This is a genomic window from Neorhizobium tunisiense (assembly GCF_039631515.1).
Classification (GTDB): Bacteria; Pseudomonadota; Alphaproteobacteria; order Rhizobiales; family Rhizobiaceae; genus Neorhizobium.
Genome location: NZ_JBDIUU010000001.1, coordinates 17,478 through 43,383 on the forward strand (window position 1 = coordinate 17,478; position 25,906 = coordinate 43,383).

48 protein-coding genes are annotated in these 25,906 nt (G+C 57.8%); 14 read left to right on the forward strand and 34 right to left on the reverse strand.

What is annotated here, in order from left to right; genetic code table 11:
- Positions 1 to 4: 4 nt before the first annotated feature.
- The 7 genes from ABCW43_RS00090 to ABCW43_RS00120 all read right to left on the reverse strand — a co-directional run bounded on the left by ABCW43_RS00090 (position 5) and on the right by ABCW43_RS00120 (position 3,665).
- Positions 5 to 454: a hypothetical protein gene (locus ABCW43_RS00090; RefSeq protein WP_345921575.1), complete on the reverse strand. Its 450-nt coding sequence runs from the start codon at positions 452 to 454 to the stop codon at positions 5 to 7.
- A 122-nt stretch (positions 455 to 576) separates the two neighbouring features.
- Positions 577 to 846, reverse strand: coding sequence for a hypothetical protein (locus tag ABCW43_RS00095; RefSeq protein ID WP_345921576.1), 270 nt, complete (start codon positions 844 to 846; stop codon positions 577 to 579).
- A gap of 12 nt (positions 847 to 858) precedes the next feature.
- Entirely contained in the window at positions 859 to 1,695 is an 837-nt protein-coding gene (locus ABCW43_RS00100; RefSeq protein WP_345921577.1) for a phage capsid protein, read from the reverse strand.
- 234 nt (positions 1,696 to 1,929) lie between these two features.
- Complete coding sequence (locus ABCW43_RS00105; RefSeq protein WP_345921578.1) at positions 1,930 to 2,907, reverse strand: hypothetical protein; 978 nt, start codon at positions 2,905 to 2,907, stop codon at positions 1,930 to 1,932.
- Positions 2,900 to 3,178, reverse strand: coding sequence for a Bbp19 family protein (locus ABCW43_RS00110; RefSeq protein WP_345921579.1), 279 nt, complete (start codon positions 3,176 to 3,178; stop codon positions 2,900 to 2,902). Before ABCW43_RS00110 ends, ABCW43_RS00105 begins: the two co-directional genes overlap by 8 nt.
- Positions 3,175 to 3,390, reverse strand: a complete 216-nt coding sequence (locus ABCW43_RS00115; protein WP_345921580.1) for a hypothetical protein — start codon at positions 3,388 to 3,390, stop codon at positions 3,175 to 3,177. Before ABCW43_RS00115 ends, ABCW43_RS00110 begins: the two co-directional genes overlap by 4 nt.
- Positions 3,387 to 3,665, reverse strand: a complete 279-nt coding sequence (locus ABCW43_RS00120; protein ID WP_345921581.1) for a hypothetical protein — start codon at positions 3,663 to 3,665, stop codon at positions 3,387 to 3,389. Before ABCW43_RS00120 ends, ABCW43_RS00115 begins: the two co-directional genes overlap by 4 nt.
- A 58-nt stretch (positions 3,666 to 3,723) precedes the next feature.
- On the opposite strand from ABCW43_RS00120, the gene ABCW43_RS00125 reads away from it, so the two are divergent.
- Positions 3,724 to 3,957, forward strand: coding sequence for a hypothetical protein (locus tag ABCW43_RS00125; RefSeq protein ID WP_345921582.1), 234 nt, complete (start codon positions 3,724 to 3,726; stop codon positions 3,955 to 3,957).
- On the opposite strand, the gene ABCW43_RS00130 is transcribed toward ABCW43_RS00125, so the two are convergent.
- The 27 genes from ABCW43_RS00130 to ABCW43_RS00260 form a co-directional block, all read right to left on the reverse strand.
- On the reverse strand, positions 3,954 to 5,597 hold the full coding sequence (locus tag ABCW43_RS00130; RefSeq protein ID WP_345921583.1) for a portal protein: 1,644 nt from the start codon (positions 5,595 to 5,597) through the stop codon (positions 3,954 to 3,956). The two genes, ABCW43_RS00125 and ABCW43_RS00130, sit on opposite strands and share 4 nt — an antisense overlap.
- A gap of 242 nt (positions 5,598 to 5,839) precedes the next feature.
- Positions 5,840 to 7,402 (reverse strand): terminase, encoded by a 1,563-nt coding sequence (locus ABCW43_RS00135; protein WP_345921584.1) that lies wholly within the window; start codon positions 7,400 to 7,402, stop codon positions 5,840 to 5,842.
- Positions 7,389 to 7,904, reverse strand: coding sequence for a terminase small subunit (locus ABCW43_RS00140; RefSeq protein WP_345921585.1), 516 nt, complete (start codon positions 7,902 to 7,904; stop codon positions 7,389 to 7,391). The genes ABCW43_RS00135 and ABCW43_RS00140 overlap by 14 nt, the downstream gene beginning before the upstream one ends.
- A complete protein-coding gene (locus ABCW43_RS00145; protein WP_345921586.1) occupies positions 7,904 to 8,161 on the reverse strand; it encodes a hypothetical protein in 258 nt (85 codons plus the stop codon). Before ABCW43_RS00145 ends, ABCW43_RS00140 begins: the two co-directional genes overlap by 1 nt.
- Before the next feature lie 193 nt (positions 8,162 to 8,354).
- A complete protein-coding gene (locus tag ABCW43_RS00150) occupies positions 8,355 to 8,798 on the reverse strand; it encodes a hypothetical protein (protein ID WP_345921587.1) in 444 nt (147 codons plus the stop codon).
- 38 nt (positions 8,799 to 8,836) lie between these two features.
- On the reverse strand, positions 8,837 to 9,100 hold the full coding sequence (locus ABCW43_RS00155) for a spike base protein, RCAP_Rcc01079 family (RefSeq protein WP_345921588.1): 264 nt from the start codon (positions 9,098 to 9,100) through the stop codon (positions 8,837 to 8,839).
- Positions 9,101 to 9,163: 63 nt separating this feature from the next.
- Complete coding sequence (locus ABCW43_RS00160; RefSeq protein WP_345921589.1) at positions 9,164 to 9,301, reverse strand: hypothetical protein; 138 nt, start codon at positions 9,299 to 9,301, stop codon at positions 9,164 to 9,166.
- Positions 9,302 to 9,662: 361 nt separating this feature from the next.
- The gene (locus ABCW43_RS00165) at positions 9,663 to 9,926 is read right to left on the reverse strand and encodes a hypothetical protein (protein ID WP_345921590.1); all 264 of its coding nucleotides are present in this window, start codon (positions 9,924 to 9,926) and stop codon (positions 9,663 to 9,665) included.
- Positions 9,927 to 10,304: 378 nt separating this feature from the next.
- Entirely contained in the window at positions 10,305 to 10,535 is a 231-nt protein-coding gene (locus ABCW43_RS00170; protein WP_345921591.1) for a hypothetical protein, read from the reverse strand.
- Between the two features lie 90 nt (positions 10,536 to 10,625).
- Positions 10,626 to 11,840 (reverse strand): RNA-guided endonuclease InsQ/TnpB family protein, encoded by a 1,215-nt coding sequence (locus ABCW43_RS00175; RefSeq protein WP_345921592.1) that lies wholly within the window; start codon positions 11,838 to 11,840, stop codon positions 10,626 to 10,628.
- A 696-nt stretch (positions 11,841 to 12,536) separates the two neighbouring features.
- A complete protein-coding gene (gene nusG / locus ABCW43_RS00180; RefSeq protein WP_345921593.1) occupies positions 12,537 to 13,169 on the reverse strand; it encodes a transcription termination/antitermination protein NusG in 633 nt (210 codons plus the stop codon).
- Between the two features lie 14 nt (positions 13,170 to 13,183).
- On the reverse strand, positions 13,184 to 13,552 hold the full coding sequence (locus ABCW43_RS00185) for a hypothetical protein (protein ID WP_345921594.1): 369 nt from the start codon (positions 13,550 to 13,552) through the stop codon (positions 13,184 to 13,186).
- Between the two features lies 1 nt (position 13,553).
- On the reverse strand, positions 13,554 to 13,904 hold the full coding sequence (locus ABCW43_RS00190) for a hypothetical protein (RefSeq protein WP_345921595.1): 351 nt from the start codon (positions 13,902 to 13,904) through the stop codon (positions 13,554 to 13,556).
- Positions 13,901 to 14,140, reverse strand: coding sequence for a helix-turn-helix transcriptional regulator (locus ABCW43_RS00195; RefSeq protein ID WP_345921596.1), 240 nt, complete (start codon positions 14,138 to 14,140; stop codon positions 13,901 to 13,903). The genes ABCW43_RS00190 and ABCW43_RS00195 overlap by 4 nt, the downstream gene beginning before the upstream one ends.
- Positions 14,137 to 14,454 (reverse strand): hypothetical protein, encoded by a 318-nt coding sequence (locus ABCW43_RS00200; RefSeq protein WP_345921597.1) that lies wholly within the window; start codon positions 14,452 to 14,454, stop codon positions 14,137 to 14,139. Before ABCW43_RS00200 ends, ABCW43_RS00195 begins: the two co-directional genes overlap by 4 nt.
- Before the next feature lie 7 nt (positions 14,455 to 14,461).
- Positions 14,462 to 14,806 (reverse strand): LvrA C-terminal domain-related protein, encoded by a 345-nt coding sequence (locus ABCW43_RS00205; protein ID WP_345921598.1) that lies wholly within the window; start codon positions 14,804 to 14,806, stop codon positions 14,462 to 14,464.
- Positions 14,803 to 15,168: a RusA family crossover junction endodeoxyribonuclease gene (locus ABCW43_RS00210; protein ID WP_345921599.1), complete on the reverse strand. Its 366-nt coding sequence runs from the start codon at positions 15,166 to 15,168 to the stop codon at positions 14,803 to 14,805. The genes ABCW43_RS00205 and ABCW43_RS00210 overlap by 4 nt, the downstream gene beginning before the upstream one ends.
- Positions 15,169 to 15,351: 183 nt before the next feature.
- Positions 15,352 to 15,927, reverse strand: a complete 576-nt coding sequence (locus ABCW43_RS00215; RefSeq protein WP_345921600.1) for a hypothetical protein — start codon at positions 15,925 to 15,927, stop codon at positions 15,352 to 15,354.
- 52 nt (positions 15,928 to 15,979) lie between these two features.
- The gene (locus tag ABCW43_RS00220; RefSeq protein ID WP_345921601.1) at positions 15,980 to 16,642 is read right to left on the reverse strand and encodes a hypothetical protein; all 663 of its coding nucleotides are present in this window, start codon (positions 16,640 to 16,642) and stop codon (positions 15,980 to 15,982) included.
- Positions 16,643 to 17,096: 454 nt separating this feature from the next.
- Positions 17,097 to 17,483 (reverse strand): hypothetical protein, encoded by a 387-nt coding sequence (locus tag ABCW43_RS00225; RefSeq protein ID WP_113130844.1) that lies wholly within the window; start codon positions 17,481 to 17,483, stop codon positions 17,097 to 17,099.
- A 350-nt stretch (positions 17,484 to 17,833) separates the two neighbouring features.
- Positions 17,834 to 17,986, reverse strand: coding sequence for a hypothetical protein (locus ABCW43_RS00230; RefSeq protein ID WP_345921602.1), 153 nt, complete (start codon positions 17,984 to 17,986; stop codon positions 17,834 to 17,836).
- A 4-nt stretch (positions 17,987 to 17,990) separates the two neighbouring features.
- Positions 17,991 to 18,239, reverse strand: coding sequence for a hypothetical protein (locus tag ABCW43_RS00235; RefSeq protein ID WP_345921603.1), 249 nt, complete (start codon positions 18,237 to 18,239; stop codon positions 17,991 to 17,993).
- Between the two features lie 3 nt (positions 18,240 to 18,242).
- Positions 18,243 to 18,686, reverse strand: coding sequence for a hypothetical protein (locus ABCW43_RS00240; protein WP_345921604.1), 444 nt, complete (start codon positions 18,684 to 18,686; stop codon positions 18,243 to 18,245).
- Entirely contained in the window at positions 18,683 to 19,075 is a 393-nt protein-coding gene (locus ABCW43_RS00245) for a hypothetical protein (protein ID WP_345921605.1), read from the reverse strand. The genes ABCW43_RS00240 and ABCW43_RS00245 overlap by 4 nt, the downstream gene beginning before the upstream one ends.
- The gene (locus ABCW43_RS00250) at positions 19,072 to 19,329 is read right to left on the reverse strand and encodes a hypothetical protein (protein ID WP_345921606.1); all 258 of its coding nucleotides are present in this window, start codon (positions 19,327 to 19,329) and stop codon (positions 19,072 to 19,074) included. Before ABCW43_RS00250 ends, ABCW43_RS00245 begins: the two co-directional genes overlap by 4 nt.
- Entirely contained in the window at positions 19,326 to 19,679 is a 354-nt protein-coding gene (locus ABCW43_RS00255) for a hypothetical protein (RefSeq protein WP_345921607.1), read from the reverse strand. Before ABCW43_RS00255 ends, ABCW43_RS00250 begins: the two co-directional genes overlap by 4 nt.
- 182 nt (positions 19,680 to 19,861) lie before the next feature.
- The gene (locus ABCW43_RS00260) at positions 19,862 to 20,095 is read right to left on the reverse strand and encodes a hypothetical protein (protein ID WP_345921608.1); all 234 of its coding nucleotides are present in this window, start codon (positions 20,093 to 20,095) and stop codon (positions 19,862 to 19,864) included.
- Between ABCW43_RS00260 and ABCW43_RS00265 the strand changes: the two genes are divergently transcribed.
- The 13 genes from ABCW43_RS00265 to ABCW43_RS00325 all read left to right on the forward strand — a co-directional run bounded on the left by ABCW43_RS00265 (position 20,094) and on the right by ABCW43_RS00325 (position 25,867).
- Positions 20,094 to 20,486 (forward strand): helix-turn-helix domain-containing protein, encoded by a 393-nt coding sequence (locus ABCW43_RS00265; RefSeq protein ID WP_345921609.1) that lies wholly within the window; start codon positions 20,094 to 20,096, stop codon positions 20,484 to 20,486. The two genes, ABCW43_RS00260 and ABCW43_RS00265, sit on opposite strands and share 2 nt — an antisense overlap.
- A 902-nt stretch (positions 20,487 to 21,388) precedes the next feature.
- A complete protein-coding gene (locus ABCW43_RS00270; protein WP_345921610.1) occupies positions 21,389 to 21,616 on the forward strand; it encodes a hypothetical protein in 228 nt (75 codons plus the stop codon).
- A gap of 25 nt (positions 21,617 to 21,641) precedes the next feature.
- Positions 21,642 to 22,085 carry a hypothetical protein gene (locus ABCW43_RS00275; protein ID WP_345921611.1) on the forward strand — a complete coding sequence of 148 codons (444 nt, stop codon included), beginning with the start codon at positions 21,642 to 21,644 and terminating at the stop codon, positions 22,083 to 22,085.
- Between the two features lie 313 nt (positions 22,086 to 22,398).
- Positions 22,399 to 22,623 (forward strand): stable inheritance protein KleA, encoded by a 225-nt coding sequence (kleA, locus tag ABCW43_RS00280; protein ID WP_345921612.1) that lies wholly within the window; start codon positions 22,399 to 22,401, stop codon positions 22,621 to 22,623.
- Positions 22,624 to 22,625: 2 nt separating this feature from the next.
- Positions 22,626 to 22,799, forward strand: a complete 174-nt coding sequence (locus ABCW43_RS00285) for a hypothetical protein (protein WP_345921613.1) — start codon at positions 22,626 to 22,628, stop codon at positions 22,797 to 22,799.
- A complete protein-coding gene (locus ABCW43_RS00290; protein ID WP_345921614.1) occupies positions 22,796 to 22,975 on the forward strand; it encodes a hypothetical protein in 180 nt (59 codons plus the stop codon). Before ABCW43_RS00285 ends, ABCW43_RS00290 begins: the two co-directional genes overlap by 4 nt.
- Before the next feature lie 44 nt (positions 22,976 to 23,019).
- A complete protein-coding gene (locus tag ABCW43_RS00295) occupies positions 23,020 to 23,346 on the forward strand; it encodes a hypothetical protein (protein WP_345921615.1) in 327 nt (108 codons plus the stop codon).
- A gap of 29 nt (positions 23,347 to 23,375) precedes the next feature.
- A complete protein-coding gene (locus ABCW43_RS00300; RefSeq protein ID WP_345921616.1) occupies positions 23,376 to 23,825 on the forward strand; it encodes a hypothetical protein in 450 nt (149 codons plus the stop codon).
- The gene (locus ABCW43_RS00305) at positions 23,822 to 24,037 is read left to right on the forward strand and encodes a hypothetical protein (RefSeq protein WP_345921617.1); all 216 of its coding nucleotides are present in this window, start codon (positions 23,822 to 23,824) and stop codon (positions 24,035 to 24,037) included. Before ABCW43_RS00300 ends, ABCW43_RS00305 begins: the two co-directional genes overlap by 4 nt.
- The gene (locus ABCW43_RS00310; RefSeq protein WP_345921618.1) at positions 24,030 to 24,329 is read left to right on the forward strand and encodes a hypothetical protein; all 300 of its coding nucleotides are present in this window, start codon (positions 24,030 to 24,032) and stop codon (positions 24,327 to 24,329) included. The genes ABCW43_RS00305 and ABCW43_RS00310 overlap by 8 nt, the downstream gene beginning before the upstream one ends.
- Before the next feature lie 372 nt (positions 24,330 to 24,701).
- The gene (locus tag ABCW43_RS00315; protein WP_345921619.1) at positions 24,702 to 24,911 is read left to right on the forward strand and encodes a hypothetical protein; all 210 of its coding nucleotides are present in this window, start codon (positions 24,702 to 24,704) and stop codon (positions 24,909 to 24,911) included.
- Positions 24,911 to 25,417 (forward strand): siphovirus Gp157 family protein, encoded by a 507-nt coding sequence (locus ABCW43_RS00320; protein WP_345921620.1) that lies wholly within the window; start codon positions 24,911 to 24,913, stop codon positions 25,415 to 25,417. The genes ABCW43_RS00315 and ABCW43_RS00320 overlap by 1 nt, the downstream gene beginning before the upstream one ends.
- A 48-nt stretch (positions 25,418 to 25,465) precedes the next feature.
- A complete protein-coding gene (locus ABCW43_RS00325) occupies positions 25,466 to 25,867 on the forward strand; it encodes a hypothetical protein (protein WP_345921621.1) in 402 nt (133 codons plus the stop codon).
- Positions 25,868 to 25,906: the final 39 nt, after the last annotated feature.

Sequence of the window (25,906 nt, forward strand, 5' to 3'; positions counted from 1 at the left end):
ATGCTCACGCAGCAATCCCGCTGGCACGCATGGCGTGGGCAACGGCCGTGTCGACGGCCTCGCTGCGAGTCTTGATGTCGCGCTTGACCTCGACACCGCCATCCTTCAGGCGAACACGCCAGAGGGTTTTCGGAGTGTGATCGACCACGTAGCCTTCGGGAACGTCCAGGTCCGGTGCGGGTTTGGAAGCAACGGCGACGTCGTCTGTCCATTTGCGCAGCAGCCGGGTTTCGACATAGCCGATGCCCTTGCCGGTGGCGCGAAGCTGAATATCGAAGTCCTGGCCGATGATATCGATCAGGTCGTTGATGCGGATCTTGTCGGTATGATGCGCCCAGAAACCGGGAACGAGCACGTCTTCGACGGTCACGCCGGGATCGACGACGATGTGCCAGATCGAGCGGGCATATTCGGCGGAATTGCGCAGTTTCGTGGGGTGGAGAGTTTTAGCCATGTCTTTGCCTCTTGCATGGGTTGGGAGGGGCCGGAGGACGAGCGGCAGCCAGGGAGGAAAGGCTGCCGCTCGTTTCCGGATCGGGTGGAGGCGCACCGCGAACCGAATTCGCGATGCTGCTATCAGGTAATGGCGGTCGGAGCGGCGACAGTCGAAAGACCGGTCGTCGCGCTGGAGGCCGAGCACTGGTAGAGCTTGTATTTCGGGCCGGTCGTCGCGATGACGTGCACGAGGTCGCCCGCGCGCATGCCCTTGCTGTAGCCGTCCGAGAAGTAGCCGGCGCCGACAATGGTAGCGTCGGCATCAGCAGCCGTGGAATACCGCCAGATGCGAGGGCCGTAGCCGCTGATCTGGGTATCCAGGAGGATCAAGGTGTCCGGAGTATAAGCCATCGTCAGATCTCCTTACGTGGCAACGAACGCAGAGCCGTCGTGAGTGATCTTCACGATGCCGTTGTTCTGGAGGATTTTGGCGCCGTGATAGACAGTCGCGCGGGACCACGAGGTGTCCTGCTTCTTGTCGTAGTCGGCCTCGATCTTTTCTTCGCCCACGTTCACTGCGTAGCCGATGGCGTTGCGGTGATACATGTAGCAAATCTCGGAAGCAGTCCCGAGACCGGTGATGCGGCTGGAGACGAGCCAGTTGATGCCCATCCAGCGGAACATCTTGCGGGCCGGACCGTTGAACGGCTTCATCTCGACATAGTCGCCGGAAGCAAATTCCGTCGTCTGCATGAGATAGCCGCGGAAGGCCGGGGAAATGACCGCGAACATGTTGTCTTCTTCTTCGACATCAACATCGTTGTTGCCGAGGATCGCCTGGGCGCCGGTCACGGTTGCCAAGGTGGCGGTGCCGGTACCGAAGTCCTGCGTTGCGTTGGCCAGTTCGGTCAGGAGCGTCAGGTCGATGTCACGGTTGATGACCGCGATCGACGAGTTGCGCATGATCTGGATCTGGTTGCCCTGCGAGGCGAAGACGTTGAAGCCGGTGAGCTCGTAGGGAGCGTGCTTCTCGACCAGGGTTGCCGTGACCTGGTTGTTCGTCGGGTTGCCGTAGGGGATCTGACCGTTCGTGCCGCGGGTGACAGCGGTATCACCGCCGGAACCTGCGACGAGGAAGGTAGCCTGGTTGCCGTTGAGAACGGATTCCTTCGTCGTGGTCAGTTTGAGCAGGCTCTGTTTCTGCTCGAACGCCGGAACGAAGTCTTTCCGATATTGGATAATCGCGGCTTCAATGGCCATGATCGTTTCCTTTCGAAGACTTGTTGAGGGGGTTGGAGCCGGAGCAATCGAGGGTGGCCGGAGGACATGCGGGGCCGTTGCCGGGGTGGCCGCTGTCGTTCCGGGGCTTTCACGCTATGGCGGGGTAGAGGGGTGCCGTTAGTCAGGGGCCGTTGCCGGGGTGGCCTTCATGCAGGCATAAAAAATCCCGCTCGAAAGCGGGTGATCACTGACGGGCTGTCAGATGAATGGGTGTCAGCGCTTGCCGCGCGCGAGTTCTTTCTCGATGATCTGGCGCATTTCCTTGTCCAGACCTTCGCTTTCGTAGCGTTCGAAGTTCGTATCGCGGATCTTTTCGATTTCCGCCTTACGGTTGTTGAACTTGGTCTCAGCGTCTCCCGAGGAGAACACGACGTCGCCGAAGCGCTCGCGGCCCTGATCGGACGACCACATGATGAATTCCGGAATGTTCCCGAGCTTACGGCCATCGGCAAGGCGGGCTTCCGAGAGACCTTCGACGCCGGAGGCTTCCCAGAAGCGCTTGGCGAGCTGAAGGCCGGGCTTGTATTCGTCGCGCGCCCAATTCTCGCGCAGCACGTCGTCGGCCTCCTCCTTGGCCTGCTCGTCACGCTGCGTGATCTGCTCGCCCATCTTCTCCTGAAGCTCGACATACCATTCGGTAGCCATCTCCACGAAAGAGGCCGGCGCGTTCTTGCTGTGGGCGAACTCGGTGAAGTCGGCCAGGATCGGCTTGTCTTCGTCGATGAGGCGCTTCTGGATGGGCTCCGGAATGACGTAGCCGTCCGGCTTGTCAGGGATACCCTGCTCCTTGCGCCATTCCGCCATTCCTTTTTCGTCTTTTGGATCAGGCATATCGCGCTTGATCTTCGCAGTCCGGATGAAGTCGTCCTTCTCCAGGAGAGCCTTGACGACGCCGCCGAGCGAGCCATAGCGGCTGATCAGCTTTTCGGCGCGGTCCTTCTGCTCCTTGTTGAAGCCGGCGCCTTCGAGACCAAGCTCGCGCCAGTTATCCGGAAGGGCTGGCTTGCCAGCGTCATCGGCCTTCTTGTCGGCACCGCCAGCGTCAGCATTGCCGGCGTCGGCCGCTGCACCATCGGTGACGGCCGCTTTATCCTGCGCCTTGTCTGCATTCTCGTTCGCGGCGGTATCGACGACCGCCTTGTCTGCGTGGCCGGTCTCGACCACTTCGATCTTTTCTGCTGCCTCAGTCATTCTTTGCCTCTGCTTTGGCCTTTCTGGGGGTGATGAGAGCCAAGGCCTCGGGCTCCCTCAGTCTCGCGATCTGCAGTCCTACGGAGCGCTCCCCCTCAAGGAATGCCGTTTCGCGGTCCGTTTCTGAAAAGCTGGCCATGCCGATGTGGCAGAGGTTCAGCAGCAACCATTCCATGGCCCGCTTCTGCTGCCCGTCGTTCGCCTTGCCATCGAAGAGCGCGCGGAAGGCGTAGAGCACTTCCTTGTCGTAGGCTGCCGGCTTGATCGTCATGCCGAAACCATCTTCATAAGCTCGGCGTAATCATCCTTGTGCATGATGACGGACGCCGAATGGTCCTTGCCGATCGCAATCGTCCAGATCATGTGATCGGCGCCGCTCGCCGGGATGAGAGCCCCATCCCTGTACGATGCAAATTCGATCTTGTCGGGCGCTCGGCTCGGCTGGCATGTCGAGACCAGGTAGCGAAGTAGCTCTTCCGTCATGCCACATGATCCGGAAGAATGAGCCGGCTCGATGCCGCGCTCCCGGTGATGGCCTGCGTGCCGTAATCCACGTTGGCGTCGGCCATCTTGCGAAGCTGGAACCGGTCACCCCTTGTCTTTGCCTGCCCGATTGCCGCGCCTGTCGTGAATGCAAGGCATCCGACGATCATGTCATGGGGCATCGGGTGTTGCTGCGTGAAGTGCTGGATGGTTTCGCCGAGAGCGAGCATGAGCTTTTCATGCCGCTCATCGACTTTGACTTTGGTGATTGCCATAGCTTTGCCTCTCTATGGTGTGGTAGAACTGGGCCTCCCTAATTCAGAGGCTTTGAACATGCTGTTCCGCGAACATCGCGCCGGATTGAGCCAGTCAATGGAGACCGTCGTTTCCTTTGAAAACAAAACCGACCTTATCCATGTGATCAATTCCCGCTATCCAGAGCTATCGCCAGTGGCTCTCGACGATGTCGAGGCGAGACCATATGGCTTTGATGGCCGGCTTGGCTGGAACACCCACATAGTTATCGTTCGTGGGCAAGCGGTTGGGTTCACTGATGCTACGGTTTAGACTACCGGGACTCCAGCAGCCTTAAGGCTCTGTGCCGCATCGCCGACCTGCTGGCCGACAGACGCGCCGGTCTGGAGCATGGCAGCCGCTGCAGCCAGGTTATCCACCTGCTTCTGCCTGTCGGCTTCCTCTGTCGCTTCCACCTCGTCCTTGAACCAATCCGCCGGAGCTCCCGTGCCCTTGACCGCATCCTTGGTCATCTTGGCGAAGTCCATGGTTGCCGGAATGGTGTCGTCGAACTGCGACGAGCCGGCCAGGATCTGCACGCTCTCCTGGAACGATGCGACGAGCGCCCGGCCTTCTGCCGTGTTCAGCGGGCTTTCGAACGTGAACGTGGTATCCGCGTCCTCCAGCTCGTCCGGCATGTCGCCGAAATCCATCTGCTGGTTGTGGATGGCAAGCTGGAAGCCGACGTCCAGAAGCGGCAGATGATATTCGCTTTCGATCGGGCCGAAGAACGGCAGTGCCGCACGGCGGAATTCCGCAACGCGCTGGCTTGTCTCGTATGCCGTCATTTCCCTTGTATCCGGAAGGAACAGCTTGTTGAGCAGGAACGCCTCGGCGATCATCTCGCGAACGTCCTGCTTCATCTCCATGCCGATCGAGACGTTGCCGCTCTCTATCGTCTGGAACACCTTGCGGATATCGTCGTCGTCCGTCAGATCGACGTGCGTATGGCCGCCGGCATAGAGGTTGATGGCGTCCCTGAAGATATCACCCTTGCCGATCGTCGGCGGGTCTACGGCCTTTTCACCCTGCTCAAGCAGGATGCGGGCCATGGACTGGATCATCCGGCCGTCCGGAAGCGAATTGATGGTGGCAGGCGAGAAGCCCTGTGCTATGTGGGACAGCGTGCGCCAGCGGGGAACAACATAGGTGAAGACGGGAAGGCCGCCCTCGCCCAGCAGATCATCATGGTCAGCATCGATATAGAGCGACAGATAGGGCGACTTGGCGAACTTCCTGCGCATCGCCTTGTCATCGCCGTACAGTTCCTCCATCGGCAGCACGACATGACGGATGTTGAATTCCTTGGACGGATCCTTCTCGGCAGCCTGGACTATGTCGGCGTGGACCTTGCCCTTGTATTTCCGATTGAGGTTGCGGGCCGTCATCTTCATCTTGCGCTGGAGATGGTCAACCTTGCCGATATCGTTCAGCATCCATGCGCAGTCTTTCGGATGCCATGCGTTGAACAGCATGTGGTCGCGGGTCGGGGATTCTCCGACCGACAGGACCGGATTGCCGAACGTCACCCAATCATGATCCGCCTCGATCGTTGCCGCGGTGAAGTTCGCCCGGCGATCATAGACCAGACGACGGTAGCGCTTCGTCGCAGCCTCAAGCCAGCGTGCATTGGAGGGGTTCTCGTCCACCTCTTCCACACCGGTCTTGATTGCGAACCAGTCGCCCTGCCGAAGCATCGCGTTGATCGAATTGCCGAGTGTCTCACGGGCCTGGACCGGATAACTTTCCATCAGGCCGGTCGCGAAGTCGTCGCCAAGCTCAAGCGTGCGGGTGAAGTCGCTGCGGAGCGGGTAATAGTTCTCGGCGATATCCTGGCACAGTGAATCGTACTGCTGCTTCTTCGAGAAGAGTGACGACCCGATCTGGCAAAGCGACTTGGCGCGGCTATCCACGATCAGTTAGCCTGGCCTAGAAGCGAGTTGTTGTACGCCCCGGTGCCTGGTGTTCCGCCCGTTCCACCCGCATTTGCGGCCGGCCGGCGCGTCAGGACGGTGGACGTCCGACCGGAGCGAGCCTGTTGCTGCTGAGCGGCGCGGCGCTTGGCTTCGAGCACTGCCGGGTCTTGCTCATCCGGCATGCGTGTCGGGGGTGTAGGCTGAGGCGTGGAACCGCCGCCGAAAAGTTTGCCCATGGGCTATCTCCTGTTTTTCAGTCGTGCATGGCCGAGATTAATCGTCGGCGGCCGGCGGGTATCGCGCCTGTCCTGCGCTGCTTTCGGGCGCTTCAAGCAGGCAAGACCAGATGCCGACAGCATGATTGTCGTATCGCCCTTGTCTGGGGATCGGCCGAGCTGTTCCCTCATTTCCTCCTTTGGAAGAACGAGGATCTCACCACCGCCTTTTTGACCGCTTGGCGTGAATTCGTATCGATACGCGCACAGGTCAGCCAACAACTCAGCATCGGGAGGGAGCGCGATCTGGGAACCGAAGTCCGGATCGAGCAGCTCCCTGAACTGCCACACGACCTGCGCCCGGAGGTTCTTGAACCGGTACAGACCGTTACGGGATGCAGACGACGACCCCTGCGAACCCTTGAAGCCGAAGCAATCGATATCCGCGTGGGCGAGCTGTGTAAGCGTATCACCGCCGTAACCACCGCCGGCATCGACGATAACCCGACAGCGGTCCCTCATCTTCTTGACGATCAGGGCCGCGACACTTGGCCCGTCTGGCGTATCGGCGCCCTTGTAGCTGTCGAACTGCGAGTACCAGTCGCCGTAGCGGGCCTGTATCTGCGTCTTGTCGCTGCCACCCTGGGCAACGTCCGCGGCGACTGCTGTCATCGGCATGGCTGGCGGAGCGGAAACCCACCGGGCCTGCGCCGCCCTCACCCATTTCGTTGGGATGGCCTGCCATTCATCGTCTTCGGATTCGCCGTCGAACTCGCCGTAGCGAAGCCGATCGCGCAATTCCTTCGGGAGCGCCTCAAGGTTGGAGGCATATCCCGTTGCCATCAGATCCGGGTTGTCTTCCAGACGAGACCTGATGAACGTCCTTGACCGAGGCAGTTCACCGCTTGGGCCCACGTAATCCTTTTCAACCTCGACATCTTCACCGTCGATCGTGGTGAACCACCGCAGTTCGCCGGGCTTGGCGGGGTTGGGGTGGGCCTTGTCGAGCCACGGACCCCAATAGCGCCGGACCCATTCGCCTGCGGCACTCGTCGGGGGGTTTCCCGTAGCGACGACACGACACCGCCGTCCCTGGGCATCACGCAGCCAGCCGATGATGTACCGGTATTGGCTTTCCGTGAACTGCGTTATCTCGTCGAATCCCTTCAGACGATGCGGCCGGCCCTGGTATTTCTCCTTGTCCTTTTCATTCGGGACACCGCCAAGCTCGATCGTCGCTCCGCTTGGGAGGCGCCAGATGTGGCTTTGCGAGTTGTAGCCGCCCCGTGTCCCGAGGATCCGCTCCAGCTCGTCCTCGATGCCTTTGACCTGCGTTGCTTCCCGGCGAAGGATGAGAGCAGGCTGATACTCGTCGATGGCAAGCCCGCAGAGCAATGCGGTTTTACCGCCGCCGGCCGCGCCACCGTAGAAGGTTTCATCAGCTTCCGAAAACCATGCCTCCGTCTGCGGGCCGACATTCGGAACGAACAGATTGCCCCTTGTCCCTTCGAGGGCGAGCGCCTCTAGTTCTTTCCGCTCATCGGCAGGCAGCGCATTGAAGGCCGCCAGAACCTCATTCAGGTTCATTCTGTTTAGCCTGGAGGCCCTTTGCCAGCATGAAGGCGATACGACGCGCCATTTCGTTGTCGCTGACTTCCTTGGTTTCTATCGGGCCGCCGTCTTTACCAGTCACTTCCGATCGGTCGGCGAGGCCAAGATCTCGCGCGATGATTGCCGGGTTCAGCAGGTCAGCAGAGGCGCCTTCGAACTTCTGGGCGCGGATTGTTTCCTCTACCTGGCCACAGACTACAGTAAAATCTTTGTTCTTCCGGTATTCGTCCCATGTCGGGCGAGCGATATCGAGGAAGATGCACAGCCCGCCGATCGACATTGCCCGCATCTTTGGGAACGTCTCTTTCGTCACGACGCCTTGGAATGCAAAGCCCTTCACTTCGTACAGTGGGTTGGCTTCTACCCATTCGAAATATTCAAGACATGCCGTCATCAGGTCATCGGGAGATGCGAAGATCGGCTTTCGGCCGTGAGAGCTCCGGGCCTTCCAGAACTCGTTACCGACAGGTGCAGACATCAGCGAACGGCCTTTTCTGCCTGCGGTCTATCGTACCATGCGACCCGGTAGCTTTCCGGATCTGGGGACTGACCGATGTGCGCCAGGTAACGACCCAACGCGAAGTGGAGATCCCTTACGGCTTCTTCGCTGCGCAGGCTCACCTGAACGCGCTCGACGTCATACCCAACACGCATTTCCAACGTTAGCTGCCCGTCCTGGCCTGTGAGAACGATGCGATCGAAGTCGCCTCCGATTGTCTTGGACCAACTGGTCATAGCTTGCTTTGCCTCCAAGCCGGTTTATTTGCGGGGCTGCGTGTGCTTCACGATGATCTGCATGTCAGACCATTGCCGGTCCTGGGACTGGCACGAGGTGAGGAGAATGATGATTGCCAGGACACGGGTCATTGGCTTCTCCTGAAGGCTCTGCCGAGAATGGTTTACCCGGCAGAGCATAGGGTGCCGCGCGTTAGGCGTTCGTGAGGGCCGAGGACATGACGATCCGACCGTTCGGGAGCCTTAGGCCGAGGTAGGCTGCCTCTGTGCCCGTGTCTGTCCACGTCAGATCGATATCGCCATCCGCTTCGGAGGTGGCGAGGAAGTATTTCTTGGCGACGACGGCCAGGAGCGCCCCATCCGTGCCGATCGCGATACCGGTAGAGCCGCCGGTGACGACGAAAGCCGTGCGCGCCGCATTGAGGAACATGATGATCTCGACAGTCTCGACGTAATTGATGTCGTTCCCGTCCGCGTCCTTGAGCTGGATCGTGATCGCCCGCGCATCGGACGCTTCAGCGCCGACCGTGATACTGGCATCGACACAAGGACGAGAAATGTCGATGCCCTTGGCGACGAGCTGTCCTTTGTCACCAAGACCGAGGCGGCGGCCGTGAATGGATGTGGTAACGCCCATTGGTATGCTCCTTTATGGTTGCTGTTGCTTGGAGGGGGCTAGTAGAGCGCCACGATGCCGGTGGCCGTGGTGCCGGTGACGCGGACCGCAATGATGGCGATGTCATAGACAACGCTGGCGGCAAGCGTGAGAGAGACGTCCGCGGAGTCGTCGGCGAACCTGACGGCCACAGTCCCGGCCCCGGAGCAGACGATGCCACGGGTCGGGGTGAATGTGGTCGAAGCGTGCGGGGTGATTGCGATGCCACTGGTCTTTGGCCCGAGGGCAGCGCCGGAACCACGGGCGATAGGACTGTTTGCCATCGTTCAAACTCCCCTTTGAGGGCAACTGGATTTGGTAGCTCTGAGACTTCGCCCGATCGGGCTTCAGGATTTCACGCCCGCCGACTTGAGAAGGGATTCGGCGCCCCGGATAATCCGGCCCCATTCCCGCTTGTTCTCGGGCTTCGCCTTCTTGGCTGCGGCAAGCTTTTGCTTCGCCTTGGCCAGTGATGGATTTTTCATGGCATATCCGCGCTCATTAGAATTCGGTTTCGCGTCTCCTGGTCCAGGCCCGGCGATTTTTGAGACTTGCTGGAATGGCTTTCTACCGGAGCAGACCGCTTGATGCGAGAATAGCTCCTATCGCCACCGGCGCCGCGGCAGACACCATCGCCATGAGCATGCAGAAACCCCGCTGCTGGCGTAGTTTTTCACTACGAGCCCGGATTGCCGCAAGCTTCGGGGCGTTCTCACGCCTAACAGCGTCAAGACGAGCCTGAGCCGCATCTGTTCGATGCCTTGCGTCAATAACATCCTGCCACGTTGTGGTCATTGTGTTCTCCGCCCTGTGAAGCGTTAGCTCCTGGCGTGGGATATCAATGGCTTAGGAGGCGTATCGGATGATGTTGACGATCTCTTTGCCGTGCATGATGACGGCCATTCCTTCCGGAACCATATCGTTTGCAACTACCTTGACGCCACAGAACTCGGCGCCTTTGATCGGCTTTTCCGCCGGGACAAGATCCACATCCTTCGACAAGGCGCCGACGAACCTGTCGAGATTATCGACCTTGATCGATACGTCGCTGGGCCGCTCGAACATGAGGCCGTTGATCTCGCGATGAATGTCAGCGAATGGGAAGCTCATGATATCCGCCTTTCGGCTGTGGTGGGTGGATATTCGCTAAAAAGGCGAAGGGCGAGGTTTCCCCCGCCCTTTAAGCAAGACCTACCCCGGCTCCATGCGCCGGATCAGTCGAGCGATACTAAGATAGTCTTTATCTTCGATATGGCAACCGAATCATGCGGTTGCCAACTAGTACTCATCACCAGCCGCCTGCTCTGGCGTGGATGCTGCCTCAAATGCCTGATCGCAACATCTGCAAGGCATGCCAGGCCCGCAATCACATGCTCTCTTGCTCGGGGAGCAGATTGCGGTGGGAAGATCCGGATGGTTCTCGCATACCCAGCCGCAGTCTTCGCAGTTATCGCATTTGAAGGTCATGGGCTTGGATAGGTCCCGCGGTTATTGCTTCGTCACAGCTTCCGGGAAAATGTCGATGAACAGAAAGCCATATTCCGGGTGCTCGACAATGCACTGGTCAGCGTCCTCTCCATCGTCGATCTCCTCATCGAGGCTGAGGTATGTGTCAATATCCAGCTTAAGACCGCCACGAAACAGAACGTATCCCTCGATAACGTCGATGACCTCTATGTCGATCGGGAAGCCTTCTGATGTCTCCAGGGGGTAAGCCATGTGCTGCTCTTGCATCGTAGGCCTCAGTGGCTTGCCGTTGTACCTTTAACGTCTTCCCCATCCTTTAAAACGGGGATTTCCTTCTTGGAATCAGGCCGCGGTGGCCTCCACCTCAAGTGTAGATTTACGCTTCGCGGCTACCCGTCGATCCTGCGCAGGCCGCGTTCCGGCCCGTAGAATGTTGATCGCAGCGTTGGTGTCGGCGCTCATAGCTGAACCGCAACCTGCGCATTCGTAAACCGCTTGGCTCTTGCGGTTCGTTTTTTCGTTTAATCCGCAGCATGAACAAGTCGTGCTGGTATATGCAGCGTTCACATGGCGGATTTCCCCGCCGGCAGCTACAATCTTGTAGGTCAGAAACTGCTCGAACTGATACCAACCAATCTCCATGATCGATCGGTTCAATCCTCTCTTCTGCGCAACATTCGTGCCAGGAGCATCAATTGTCCCACGAGCGCTGGCTGTCATGTTCCTGATCTTCAGTGCCTCTAGGCATATCACACCGAACATCCGTGCGAGGCGCGCTGTCTCGACATGGTTGAAGTGCGTGCGCACTCTGGCCAGCTTGGCTCGGTTTGCCGCCACACGCGCCTTTGCGACCTTGCGGCGGTTGGAACCCTTCTTGCCGCGAGAAGCCACCTGAGCCGCCTTGCGAGCCCTTTTGTCCAGCGCCTTGATCCGCGCAATCGGGAAATCAGCGAAGGTTCCGTCAGAGTAGGCGATCGGTTCCACGATCCCCCGATCGACACCGAGGGCGGGACGGAAGTTCGAAAGGACTTCGACATCCTGCTCCGTGGAGAAACTGACGTGCCAGCCGAGAGGATCGAGAATGATCGTAACGTTCTTGAGTTTGCCGGGAATGTCGCGGGTCCAGCGGAAACGGACGTCGCCTATCTTGGGCAGCTTTACGATGCCCCAAGACTTGTTGAGTCGGCGGAACGACACCTCCCGTCCTTGGAAGCGGAAGCTCTCGTTTATCCCTTTTTTGCGGAAGGACGGGTATTCAGATCGACCAGAAAAAAAATTCTGATACGCGCTTTGGACATCGCGCAGAGCCTGTTGTTGCGCCGTTAGTGATACGGCAGACAACCACTCGAATTCTGCGCGGAGTTTGGTCAACTCAAGACACTGCGTGGCAAAGGAAATAGGCCTGCCCATCGCCCTTTGGAATTGGCGATAATGGTCTCGTCGTTGTTCGACAGCGAGGTTATAGATCAATCGGCAGATGCTGGCGTGTTGCTCCATAGCCGCCATTTGGACGGATGTTGGCCGGAGCAAGAACTTGTAGCCGCGGTTGATCTGCATAGATCGACATTTCCCCGTGACATCTGTTAATGGGGTCGGGGGCCGGGATGCACTCCGGCTGTCAGACCCAATCCGGGGCGCGCTGCTGATGAGGCAGTCATGCCGGTTCCGGATTAATGGGCCATGGCTCACTTGCCAACCCCGATATCGTGAATGGGCTGACGGCAGCGCTGATTCTCTCCCCAGAGGCACGCTGCCGTCACTGCAACCTAACCATAGGGCGGCTAGGCATGAAGACACTTAGGGCCGCCAAACCCGGCAGGATTCGAACCTGCGACATCTCCTCAAGGAGCACTCTAACCAGACTGAGCTACGGGACCACCAGCTGATCAGGCTGGTGTGCGATATCTACCGCTTATGCGGCTTTGTTTGGCTCGGGAAGACCGGCTTTTCATGCCTAACGTCTGGCCAGACTAGGGGGCAGTTCCCGCATCAGTCTTCCAGATTGGCTTTGGAAAGAGGGAGATAGACCGCCAGCCGCCGAACGCCTTCACCTGCGGAGCCCTACCCTTTATGTCTCGTTTGTCTGCCCGCTAAAGCCAACATCGCGAGAACCATAAACGCCGAAGCGCCATTCCAAACTCGAAATTTAGGCGGTCTTTTCCCATGTGTCCCGGATCATCACCAGGACGTGGGCCGGCGATAACCGCTCTGCAACACCCACGATACGTTACGCGCAAATCAACTGCGCACAATCTAACTCGCCTGACGCAAACTTTCAAGCGGGATGTCAACACTTGCGAAGCCATTCAGTGTGTCAATCACAGCTTTCACCTTTCCGCGCGACGACGGCCCCAGAACGCGGGCTAGCATCCCCTCGAATGGGGCTCCATCCGCGATCCTGGCGATACTGTTGGCCGGGAACATCTCTTCCACCTCACGGCGCGTCACCTTGTTCAGGGCAGCTGCTTCCCGTTTGATGCGCTGCTCTCGACGGGCAACGAAGTTCTGATGGGCCTCGTCTTCAGCATCGCGTAACGCCTTGATGTCGCCGATGCTGAACCGGACGGGCGGCATATCCTTGACTGGCTTGAGGAGACACATAACCCCGTCGATCGCCCTCACCTCCTCGAAATTCATCCGAGGTAGGTGGACAAAGGTGTAGCCTACCAGCATCGGGAAGCGCTTCTCCATCCACTGTTTGGTGCGATGATGCTTTGTCTCGATGCTGAAGGCGGGCATGAAACACTCGACGCTCGCCTTCCTGAGATTGCGCTCGATCATGGTCTCCAGACGATATTGCTCATTCGCCGCATCCCACTTGGACGCCATGCGCTGATAGCCTGGTTTCGTTCGTATTGCGTACCAATGGGTATTTGCCGCCGCCATGGTGTTCCTCGCTGTTATGCCTGGTTCAGTTCGCCAAATTCATTGACATATTCGTTCGCGATCATCTTCGCGGCACTGGGCGTCCAGTCGTAATCCTTGTGCCCGAACGGCACTTCGATGTATTCTCGAAGCCACCGGACGGCCTCTTGTTTGGGAACGTCAGGCCATTTTTCCCGGAGCGCGAGTGCGAGCGCCCAATTGAAGCCGACTTCGCTCAGCGGGTCGTCCGGCTTATTCTTGAACCGATCAGCCAAAATTTCTTCGATGATGCCCGGGAGGCGACGGTCCAGTTCCTTTTCAAAGACTTCCTTCACCATGCCGGGGATGGCTTTTCTCAGGGCGCCCTCTGCGGCCTTCCGTCCCCACGATGCGAAGATGCTCATGCTACTCTCCTTCCTTGGGCTGTAGGGCGCGGAGGATGGCTATGCAGAGGGCGATGGCCGGCGTGGATTTGTGCCAATCGCTGCAAATACTGCTGTCATCGCTGACGACCGTTGCTCCGTAATCAGAATCGCCTCCAGCTTCCACAAGCCACAGCCACCCAGGCAGCACCCGTTCGCAGAGTTGCACTGCGGCGTCGATGGAGGATGTAAACATCCCGATCCCCAGATACCCGGCGCATATAAGAACGCCGTGATCGTTCTTGGTGCCAAAGAGCTCCGTGATCGCCTTGTCGATATCCCGATCCGGACAAGTTGCCTTCTCCAGCTTCTCGATAAGCTCTGGAATGGTCATGCGATCCACCCGTTACGAAGCGACTTCGCCACCAGATTGACCTTGTTGTAGGCGTTGATCTTGTAGCCGGCGCGCTGGGTGATGGTCCGCACTATGTCTTGGGAGATGCCCATGATAAGGCCAGTCTCGCCGGCTGTCTTTCCTTCGGCAGCCCACTTGATTACCTCGATCTCCCGCTCGTTGAACGGGCATTCGGTAGACTGCTCCTCGAAATGTATCTTCTGCGCTGCACTCATTTCCAAACTCCGATTTCTCTAAGCTTCTGCTGCGCCTGCTCGTCCCCCTTGCTTGCCTTGATGAAGAGCTTCATCTTCCAAGGGGCGACCGGTGGCGAAGAGGGCTTCTCCCTTGCCGGCGGCTCTATCTTCGGCCGGCGCTGGGCTGCGATCATGTTGGCCTCGTCTCGGCATCGATCGGCAAACTCTGCACAGGAAGGGGCGAAGCGGTTGTCTTCCCGCTTCACCTTGCCCTGCATGAAGGCCTTTGCCGCGTTCCTGATGGCCTCGTGCTCGACGCCATCGACCGCGACCATGTAGGCCCGGATCTGCATATCGACGTCAGTGCCGGCCGATGCTGGGAAACCCGAGAGCATCGCCGCGATAATCGAAACTGGCTTCAAGGTCTCTTGCTGCATCGCGAATTGTCCTGCGGTGGTTATTGTTAGCTGGGGGCTGGGGCTCATCGCTCCAGCGCTCCTGATTGAGCCATGTGGCCGGGTGCGGGATGAACTGCTGTTCCCTGCTGGCGTAATAAGCGAGCTGCCGGCGTATCCCGGCCATGATCTCTTCGAAGCTGGTGATCTTCAGCGCGCGCTCGAACTTTGATCTGGCGGCGCCCTTGCCGATGCGGCGCGGATACGTGCGCCAGAACGTCTCGAACTGATCCAATTGCTCTTTCGTCATGCCGCTTCCTCGTTCCATTCAAGTTCAACCTTGACCATCCCGGCTTTCTCGATCGGGCCGGCCAGCTTGTAAGTCGTCGTCCATTTGCTATCATCGACGCCAATCGCCATTGCGATCCCGTCTTGACCCGCCTTCATGCGGCCAATGAGGTTGTCCAGATCGAACCTCCTCCTGCTGGGAGGATAGAAGGTGTACCGTGCGGCGACCGTGTCCGCGGCGATCTTGCGGAGGCCAGCTTCCATGGCACGATAATAGGAGAATTCCTTCGTCTGCTTCTTCGCCCTCGCCAATGTCCGCCAATGAACCCGGGCGTTCGGGCTCAGCTTCTTGTCTGGCCATGGGAGGAAGAACTCGGCGTTCATCGGCTCTGCCCTCGCTCGATTTCGGGAGCGGTCTCGACGTACCGTTCAAACCGACCGAACCTCATCCGCATCTTCCCATCAACAACCGCAGTTGACAGCCACTTTCGTTTCGCACGCTTGTGGAAGTGTATTAGATACCGCTTATGGTCTTCGTTCAGCGGGAACCCATATTGGATATCGACTTCACGGAACGGCATTTTGGCGCCCCTCCCAGAACATGCGCGGCGTATAGCTTGCGCCCTTGCTGCCCCATACATACCAAGCATGGTCTTCAGTGCCGGTCGTGTCTCCGGGGAACCACTGGATTCTATCCACGAGGGCAATCTTCGCCCAGAACCGTTCGTTGCCTGAGAAAAGATCCGCCCGCGTTTTGCCGAAATCGAATTTTGCTGTAAGAAGAAGGGCGACTAAACCTTCGCACCGCTCCAGCGCCAACCGGGCGAATTTGACGGCGTCGCGGTTCCCCTTCCCGTATGGCGGGTTGGTAATGATGGCCTGAATGGTCGGCTCGTTGTGCGGACGATCGTTCAGGAAATCGAATAGTGCGTCATGCTGCCGATCATAGACCACGATGCCGGATGTCTTCACCGTCGCGCCTGCATCGCGCATAACGTCGGCCATGAGGTGGTTGCCGGCGGCCGGCTCCCATACCTTCAGGCCATTAACCGGGAACCGGCGCAGAAATGCTTCCGTTGCCCATGGCTCGGTTTGGTATAGGTCGTTTTCCTTGCGGGCGTAGTTCGATGCTACCACTGTCATTTGCTTGCCGCCTCTACGGTGACTGTCTTCTCTGTCGTGGATATGAGCCTGGTCATGCAAACATCTCCTCTTGCCGAGCGTCGTTTCGATCGAGCATGCGGAGGACCGTTTCGCCGCGATGGGCATTATCCCAGATGAACCAAGCGTTGAGCATCGGCGGTGCGCCCTGCCCCGTGAAATCGATCTTCCAGCGCATGAGGTAGACGCGGGCCGGCGGGTGAGCCGCATAGAAGTGCTTGAGGCCACCTGCCCCAGGCCATCCCCAATTCATCAGAAGGCCCATGTAATCGACCTTCAGGACGTCGAGCGCATGCTTCAGCCAGCGGGCTTTGCCATTGCCCCACCCGCATTCTGCGAACGGCGGATTCTCCAGGATTGCCGGCGCTGGAGCGGTGGTGTAATCATAGAAGCTGCGGATTTCAGCCCCCGCGCCGCGGTCGATCAGGTCGCTATCATAGGTCTGCAGGCCATGGTGCCGAAGCTCCTTGCCGATGACGCCAGTACCGCAAGCCGGTCCCCAAATCATCGGGAAGTCGCGTAGACGGTCCATCTCGGCATGAATGATTGCCCGAATCGGTTCTGCTGGCGTCGGATAGAATTCGTTAGGCTCACGCTCAAGCGCATCAACCTTGACGATCTCGCCATCCAGCAGAGTGAACACCGGCTTGCTGGTCTTGCCGGTCGCTCGAAACAAACCTCTCGCTGATACTGTCATCCGCATGCGCCTCGTTGATATGAAGGGGTAGAGGGGGTTAGGACTAGCTGCAGAGCCGTTCGAGCCGTCGAAGCGCACCCATAGCCATGCTCATGTCGGACGACGCCCGACGCGCTTCCTGGGCAATCTGCGGAAGAAGCCCGTCAGGCTCATATTCTTTGGTAGGGCTGGGGTCGGCCGTCGTCTCTGGCTGGCAACCGCACAGTTGATTGACGAGCGATTGAGCATAGCTCGAAAGTTCCCGAGCTTGCCGAAGAGCAGATCTTGCGATATCAAGCTCTGTCTCGCCCCTGGCGCCTATCGTCGCCGTGTTCGCCTTCATGAGTTCTTGCGAGTAGTGATCGTTCAATGTCGACATTGGCATGGTGATTTACCTTTCCTGTTGGGATTGATTGCTTCGGTTGGTTAGGGGAGATCTGAACCTTCCCCCTAAAGTTTCGGGTCGGCTTGTTTCTCATCCTTGATTTCCGGCGCGATGCGATAGGCCAAGTCTCTCGACAATCGCAGCAACGATCTCGCCAAGGAGATGCGAATTCTTGCCCCCAAGGAGAGCATCGGCTCGTTCGATTGCGTGTTCATGTTCCCGCATCTCCTCTCGTGCGTAGGTAAGACCGCTGACCGCCTCGACACGGAACAGCTCTTCAGGCTTGATCGAAATTCTGGGGTCGCCGTACCAAGCGTCCTTGGTGCGGGTGTACGACCATCCGAGTTCGCGAGCGGCGGACCTGATCCGCGCCTGCACGTTCCCGATGCTTGGCGGAGAAATTTCCGTCCTCAACGTTTGCTGGCAAAAGAACTCAACAGTAGACATTTCTGATTTCTCCGAAGCCTTTTTGGGCATTTCCGAAAACTCCTGTGCGATTGATCTCCTTGTGAAACGGAGGTGCTTTCAATGCACAGCACTCAAATCAATGACGAGGACACTGGCGCTCTTGCCGGAGTTTCAGTGCCCTCGTCCCGGTCCGCCTGGGCCGATAACGTAATTCCATTCCCCACCCTTTCGCCGCCGCCTTGGGCTGGGGATGACGAGGACGCCGATTGCTGGGAAAGCGTTGGCGTCCTCGCTGTCAGACTGCTAGGAACTTTTCAGTTCCCTCGATTGTTAGTGGTGCGACAGGACCTGGGGGCAGGTTGTGATCCCATCGCACCACCGTTCTGATCGCTCTGGGCGGGAGGAGGAGGGCCCGGCGATCAAACTGGATGGTGGAAAATCGGTACTTCCGTGCCAGTATCGGAGCCGGCCGACTTGGAGCGCTTCTTGGCGAACCAGACGGCACAGGCTGCAACGATGATGACCCATGGGAGGGCGATAAGAGCAGTCGTGAATGCACCGTAGGCGTTCATGGTGTTACTCTCCGTTGGTGAAGTGGTTGGGGGAAGCAAGCCGATAGGAAAGGATGTCCCCGCCGGAGCCTTTGTGGTCCCATCGAAGGGATCCGGCTCGCGACGGCGCGGCGAACCCGAAGAGCTTTCTCCAAAGCGCCTCATTCCGGCACTTGATGTCGACAAATGTTTCTTCGTCTACCGGCATCTCGCTTCCGTCGTGCTCAATCCAGTCGGCAGCTTCGAGCGCCTTCTCGTGTCTCTCGTTAGTCATGGTTCAGCTCTCCTCTGTGGAGGATGTTCGGTCGCCAGACCGGATGGAATTCGCTATTAATGCAGCCGCGAACCGCGTTTGACCGCCATTTCTCAGGTCCGTGGAGATGGCGCTGGCGATCTTGGCGCAGGCTTCACGTTCAGCAAGAACTGCCTCGTCGATCAATGCCTGGCAGGCGATATCACCACGGAGGTAATTGATGCGGACTGCTGCAGGGTCCTTGAGGAGGGCAAGCATCTTGGCCTCGGTTGTCTCGCGTTCAGCAAGGAGGGCACCATGAACGACGCTGATCGCAACCTGTCGCAACAGGTCCTTGTTGTCCGAAGCCTTCGCCAGCAGCAGATCCTCGCGGGCCGCGTCTACAGCCCGGATTGCTGCTTCCATCAGATCGTCGCTCTTCCCCTCAGGCATCGTTTGTATTCCTGTGTTCTTGGTCGGGTTGGTCATGCGGCGATACCGACAGGCTCTTGAAACGAGATGTGCGGAAGAAATCTCAAAGGCCTTCTTGAGGCAAAAACGACTTGGTTTTCACTCTCGGCGAGGACGCGGCAGGCATGGGCTCTAACCAGATAAAACCCCTTGGACCGAAGTCTCTCGATCTCGTCGGGGAGGAACCACTTGCCTATTCCAGAATGCCCTCGCGCGCCGCAGCCGATACTCCACCCGCGCAAGTCGGCCTGCGCCACAATCTTGGCGATGTCCTTGAATTCGTCCTGAACGGTCGGAGGAAGCGGACGAGCGCCTTCATCTTGGTTGACCCAAGATTTGGAGAACCCAGGCCTCCAAGGGCCTCGCCCGTACTTGTCTTGGATGCGGAGTATCCACCTCTCGCTCATTGGTCCTTCTCCACCTGCTTTGCTTTGGAAGACGAAAGATCGTGAACAACGCGATACGCGAAGATTTCTACGTCGAGCGGCGCCCCAGGACGCATCCAGTCCCAGCTTCTGGACCAATAATAGGCCCGATCCGGCTTAAGCGGATTGCCTTGGTAATCGTGCGTGTCTTCATACCCGTCGGGGAACCTTACATGGACCAGTATCTCGCCATCCACCGGCATCCCGTTGCCATCATGTTCGATCCACTCGCTCATTTCGCTTGCTCGTCTTTCTTGGCCTGCGCGGGAGGGGCGTCAGGATGAGACGGCCAAGCCTGCCATGCGCGGATTTCTTCACCGGCCTTGAAACCAGCCCACCGATTTTCCTTGGGGAGCCAATACGACTTGATGACCTTGCCGCACTTGCTGGCGAGGATGACGTCGTCGGCTTCGAATACCTCGAACGTCCTGGCCGAGCACTCGTCTCCGGCCTCCTTGCCGGGAACAAGCCTCTGATGAGAAACCGTCTTACCCTTCGGGGCTCTGGAGATATCGAAATCCCAATTGCCGTAGACGACAGGATGAACAGGGCCGTTGAATGCTTCGTACTCAGATATCTCGCTCATTCGTCCACCTGTTTGGTCTTGGCCTGCGCGTACCTGCTCGGGCCTTTTGGGTTATGAGGGTCTCTGGAGGTCATGCGCGCCCGCTCACCACTTGAACCAGTTGGTGAAATTCATGGCTAAGGCGAAGCCGAGACCAACCACCAGAAACGACGCCGGAAAGATGATCGCTTGAAACGTCTCGCTCATAGTTCGGCTGCCTCTGATTGCTTTGCTTTGGAGGCCCTTGGCTTGTGATGGCGCATGAAGTCCCTCACCCGCTGTTCAGTGTCGCTCTGGATGGGTCGGCCATCTCGAAGGCGCTTGACCAGTTCAGAGTTTTTCGCTGAGCGCTTGCCGAAATATGAAATGCTCATCCCCGTTTGAGAGAGATACGCTTCAATGTCAGCCAAGAGTTTTTCGGAGAATTGTGTTGCCATGTCCGCCATCATATCCTCTTTAGCGGATAGGTCAAGTGTCCGCTATGAAGGACGTGCAAAAATATCCGATTTAGCGGATATTGCCGGCATGGCAAAAGACGATTGGAAGAGTCGCCTTCTAGCGACCATCGAAGAAAGAGGCACATCGCAGCGCCGCGTATCGTTAGATGCGGGGCTTGGGCCTGGCTATGTGAACTCGTGGTTCAACAAAGAGCAGAAGGAACCGACTGTGGAAAACCTGCTAAAGGTTTGCGCGGTTCTGAATGTCAGCGTTTCCTATATCCTTTTCGGCGTCCAGATGTCGGCCGAGACGGAAGAGATCCTTCACCTTCTGGAGAAGAATCCTGAAACACGAGACGCTGTTCTGAAGATCCTGCGACCTGCAGCCTGATTTCCCGAAGACACTGCACTGCTTTTTCTGGGGTGAGGCCGTTTAATACGGCTATCAGCTCAGAGACCTTCATGGTGACCTCCCGCTAGGACTATTTTCTTATCATCGAACATAAAGAGAACAGACGCAAGCGGTTTTAGGAATAAAGCCCTCTCGGTCGAAATTCATTTATCTGATGGTTTTTTAGTCCGATCTCATATCACGCATATTCGGTTCGTCCGGTGCAAGACACAAATAGCTGAAGTTAGATCATATTAAACGGCTGGTTAATTTGTGTTCCAGCCAGTTATTTCAGGACATAGCTATCAATAAGACGAGGCTGAGGTTAGCAGTCCTCTCGTCCTATTCCATCGTTTACGCATGACTGGACACCGGCGCTTTATCGACCAGGATCTATCCCGGATGCTCCCGGGGTAAGTTAGGGTCCTGCACTCCCGTTGGTCGGCATTTGCGCCGGAACCTCAGCTCGATAGTCGTTTATCTCTGGCATTGCCTACCAGATAGGGCCGTCTTGATGCCCGCGCTTCCTTCCATATGCCTTTCCTAGATCCGGTTAGCCCGAAAACCGCGGCGTCTCGAATCCGTATGCCCCGAAAATTAGAAGGCTTCGGAACCTGGGGGGAGGTTTTTGGTTTGACGTAGACATTTGTGTATTGTAAAACACATATGTTCTTTGGCGGCGGAAAAACTTCCCGGTTCAAACCGCAACCAACGCCCCGGCAGGATCACTTCCTGACCGGGGCTTTCTCTTTTCTACGCCCTCCGAAAATGATTTGCAAATATTTTGTCCGTTTTAGCGGATGACTATTGCAATTGTCCGCTTTGGCGGATACATTCAAATCATCGAAGCGAAACAGACGCGCGGCAATTCCGCCAGCGCCGCCAGCCTTAAGGAGGCTCTCATGTCCGTTCCTTCCTTCTCCCGCACCGCTTTCTTCGTGAAGTCCGCCAACGAATGGCGCGGCCTCTCACGTCGCAAGAGCGTCGAGGGCGCGGCCAAGGCTTTCGCCAAGGCAAACATGGTCGCCGTCATCCATCGCGCCGACGATGGCGCGGTAGGTTTCTTCTACGACGTGGCGAACGATCGGGTCGCCAAGGTCACTTACTCACACGTGGAGTGGTCCGCTTAGGCGGAGTCTCTAAGGAGATTTGAAAATGTCGACCCCAATAAAAATCAAGAAGAAGTTGCCTAAATCCGATTTGATCTGCGTTCGTTGGAACCAGTGGTCGCACTGGACTCGCTGGTATGTGGCTCGTTTTAGACTTGCCAATGCCGTTCGCTACGACATTGGGCCTGTCACCGTCATGCATAGGGCTCCGTGGCTTGAGAATTCTTCTCGGCAACTTTACCCGCATCTCTTCGACACATTCGATCAGGAAGGAAATAACATGCCTACTATGACAACAACCCGCACGGCATCAGTTTCTGAAATCACGGCGGAAATGGACCGCCGTGGGTCTGTAATAGAGGCTTTGGAAGCAGAGCGGGACCGCTACCTTGAGGCACTCAAAAATATAGACTCGGTTGCCGTTGACTTCGGTCACTTCGAGACGGCAGCACGGACAATGCAAGAGCATGCCAGGAAGGCGCTGTCATGACCATTCGGATTCTCGTCAGGATCGATGACGCCAATATGGCCGCGCACGTAGGCGGCCCGGTCGTCACATCATACCGAACATTCGACATTATAGCGCCAGAGCTGGAGGAAGTCTTGCTCGGGGGCGGAAGGTCAAGCAACGAATTTAGCTACCGATCGGTCTGCGGTGCAGAAGTCATCGCTCCACAGATCTCCAATGACCATCAATAATTCGTCCGCTATAGCGGATATTTATGTTGACCGCATCCGCTAAAGAGGATACATTCATCTCAACACCACAGCGAGGCAAGACCTTCGCAAACGAGGAGATGACGATGAGCCACTGGGTTGACTACCTCCCCGAAGTAGGCCGGCCGACACAGAAGCTCGGTGAAGAGCAGATGCGCATCTCGGCTGAGATCGCCGCTCTCTACAAGCAGATCCAGGCGCTCGAACAGCAGCACCAGAAAGGCAAGGAAAATCTCCTAGCCCACGTGCGCCAGTTCTGGACGGCTGAGGAAATCGTCAAAGCCGAAACCCAGTGGGGCAAGGAGTTCTAGCTATGAGCAAGACCAATCCTAACCACAAGGCGCGCTTCACAATCATCGTCAATTGCGAATGCTCTTGTGGCTGGAAGGGCGCCGGTTGGTGCAATTCTGGAGCGAAAGCAAACGCGGCGGCAGAATGGCGCGGACATCGCGAAAAGTGCGAAGCGACCAGCGAGGAAAAGTCATGAAGACCGTCAAGTTAAGCCAGTTGTCCTCGCTCAAGATGGTCTCTGGCGGAGAGACGAGGCACCCAAAGGTGATCCTCGACGGCAACCTCAAGGAATGGGTCGGCTTCGGATGGATCGATGAAGGCCCCGCCTCTCCGGCTGACGAGAAGAAATACCCGACAGTCATCACGGATTAAACCCCCACCGGTCTGCAAGACCAGATCGATAAACGGAACTGGAGATGAAGATGGCAGCAACGGCCACATACCAGTGCAAGGAATGCAAAAAGCCCTTCGAGGCCCGCGCTGCAGACCGCGCTAGAGGTTGGGCGAAGTTCTGCTCCAAGTCCTGCAAGGCGATCAAGCAGACGAAGGCCAAGACCCGCAGAAGCAATTATCCCCGCCACGATGGGGTTTCGCCCATGAAACACAAGTTCTGTGAGGATTGCGGAGCGCCTGCGGTCAACGGCGTCCACGGCATGGACGGTCGCATTACCTGGCATTGCGCGCGCCACATGTTCGACGCGCAAGAGCATCCATTCAGTTCTGACGCCCTCGGGCAATGGTAGCCACCCCCTCCCTCGTAAGGAACGACACGATGTCAGACAGCAAGCAGCTTATCGGCGCCGACGATTTCCTCCTGAAGCTGGAGGAGTACAGCAGCGGTCGCCAGTTCATCAACGAGAGCCCGTTCAAGGGGCAGATCTTCGACAACGAGGACTTGATCCGCGAGCTTGGCGATAATGTCATCCGCGTCTTCAAGCTCAACTCGAACACGTTCGGCAAGCCGGTCGAGATTACCGAGGACTGCGCCATGGAATACCTCGTCCAGCGCTACCTTCACCTCTCCCAAGCCCGTCTGTCCGACGAGGAGACGTTCCCCGATTACGTCAAGAATAGCAGTGTATGGAGGGATTTCAAGGACGACGTGTCCATGCGCTGGCCTATTGAGGCACGCGATCACAAGCGCCGTCTGCGCGCCTATATCGACGCCGGTCCTCCCGCCCTTCCCCGTGGTGCCTCTCTTGCTGAGGAGGTGGCCCGGTGAGCAACGTAACCGTGACCAAAAAAACGACGATATCGGTTAGATCCGATGAAATCTCGGCGATCCTGAGAAACCACTTCAAGACCCCAGACGACGCTTGGGTGGAATACATCATCGTTGATTACGGCGATACGTTCGACAGAGCCGAAATGTCTTGGACAGTCGAGGACATCATCACCTCCCCCACCCTTCCGGTAGGAGGAAGCGATGAGTAACCCGGTTCAGAAGTTCAAATTTCCGACCGCCGAAGAGATCACGCGCGACTGGGGCGAACGATGCCCAGATGTCGATCAGGACTGCGGTTGCTGCCAGATGTGGAACACGTTCGATCTTCTCGCCGCCAAGGATGCTGAACTCGCCAAGCTGCGGGAGGCTCTGAACAGGCAGGCCGACAATATGGCATTCGTCATCAACCATGTGACATTGCCCGGCCAGTGGCTGGAAAAGTTCATGGTGGAACTGGATGCCGACCGCTCCGCTCTCAATCAGGGAGCTTCAGATGCGTAACCGGTTCCCAGGAATTTGCTATCGGTGCGGGAAAGAGGTTGGAGCCGGCGAAGGACATTTCGAAAGGTTCCGTGGCGCTTGGCGGACGCAACACGCTGAGTGCGCAATCGAGTTTCGCGGGGTTCCCGACCCGGAGCGCGATGCCGACCAGCATAGGCGATGGGAGCGATTGGCTGCAGGAACGGGGCGCGCTGCACAACGGGCTAGACGCCGGCTTCGCGATAAGGAGCAGACCGATGCGTGACACCCTCACCCAACAGATAGCCCTCGTCGGAACGTTCGCTCTCGTAGGCGCCCTTATCTGCTTAGGAGCTTCCTATGGGGCTGCTGAAAGCAAGAGGCTGGCACTCGTACATCAGGAGGACTCGGTTCATGTCCCGCGCCGCTGAAGCCCACATGGAAGGCGCTCGTGCCGCCCTGAAGCTGGCTGCGGAATATCGCGCCGAAGCTTTCGAGACGACCGACGAACACCGCCGCGCAGTGTGCGAATGGGAAGCCGAAGAGGCTGAGAAACGGGCCGCTTGGTATTCCGCACATGCCGCGATGTTCACCCCGAAACAGAAGTATAGGAAGGCAGCATAATGACCGGCTTTATCTTCCGTGACGCCCAGATCGTCAGAAACCAGATCAACGCGCTGATCGCAATCTATCCCGAACTGGAGGAGGACGCCACCCTTTTGGCCGACACCCTGTCTGGTGAGACCGAGCTTGAGCGCGTTATGGAAAAGCTCGTGTCGTTCGTCCGCGATGCCGAAACCATGGCGGCAGCAGTCAAGGCCCGCAAGGACGAGATAGCAGCCCGTCAGGAGCGTTTCGAGCGTCAGGGCAACAGCGGCCGCAAGATCATCCAGCAGCTCATGGAGGCTTCGCACCAGACGAGGCTGACGCTCCCTGAAGCAACCATCTCGATCACTGCGGCGCGGGAGAAGGCAGAGATCATCGATGCCGACGCCCTGCCCCAGGGCTTCTTCAAAACCGAGCGCAAGCCGCTCTCCAAGGAAATCCTGTCGGCCCTCAAGGCTGGCGAAAAGGTTCCCGGTGCCGAACTGGTGATCGGGGAAAGCGGATTAATGATCCGCACCAAGTGAACGGCCAAGCTCATCGCTACGGCCACAACCAAACCCAAAGGAACTCACATGAACATCAACGAAGCATTCCCGAGCAAATACCTCAAGGCTGCAGATATCGACGGAAACCCCACGGTCATCATCGACCAGATCGTCGAGGAAGAAGTAGGCAAGGACAAGGAGATGCGTCCGGTCCTCTACTTCCAGGGCGAGGACAAGGGGATCATCCTCAACAAGACCAACGCGACCAACATTTCGAAGCTCTACGGCTACGAGACGGACGATTGGGTTGGCAAGCGCGTGGTTCTCGGAACGACTTATGTCGATTTCCAGGGCCAGTCGGTCGAGGCCATTCGCATCTATCCGCCGAAGCAGCAGAAGGCGGCGCCCAAGCGGGAAATGGCAAGCGCCGGCGGCTTTGATGAGCGCAATCCCCCACCGCGCGATCTCGACGACGACATTCCTTTTTGATGCAGTGCAGCAGGAGGCGTCGGAAACGATGTCCGCCGC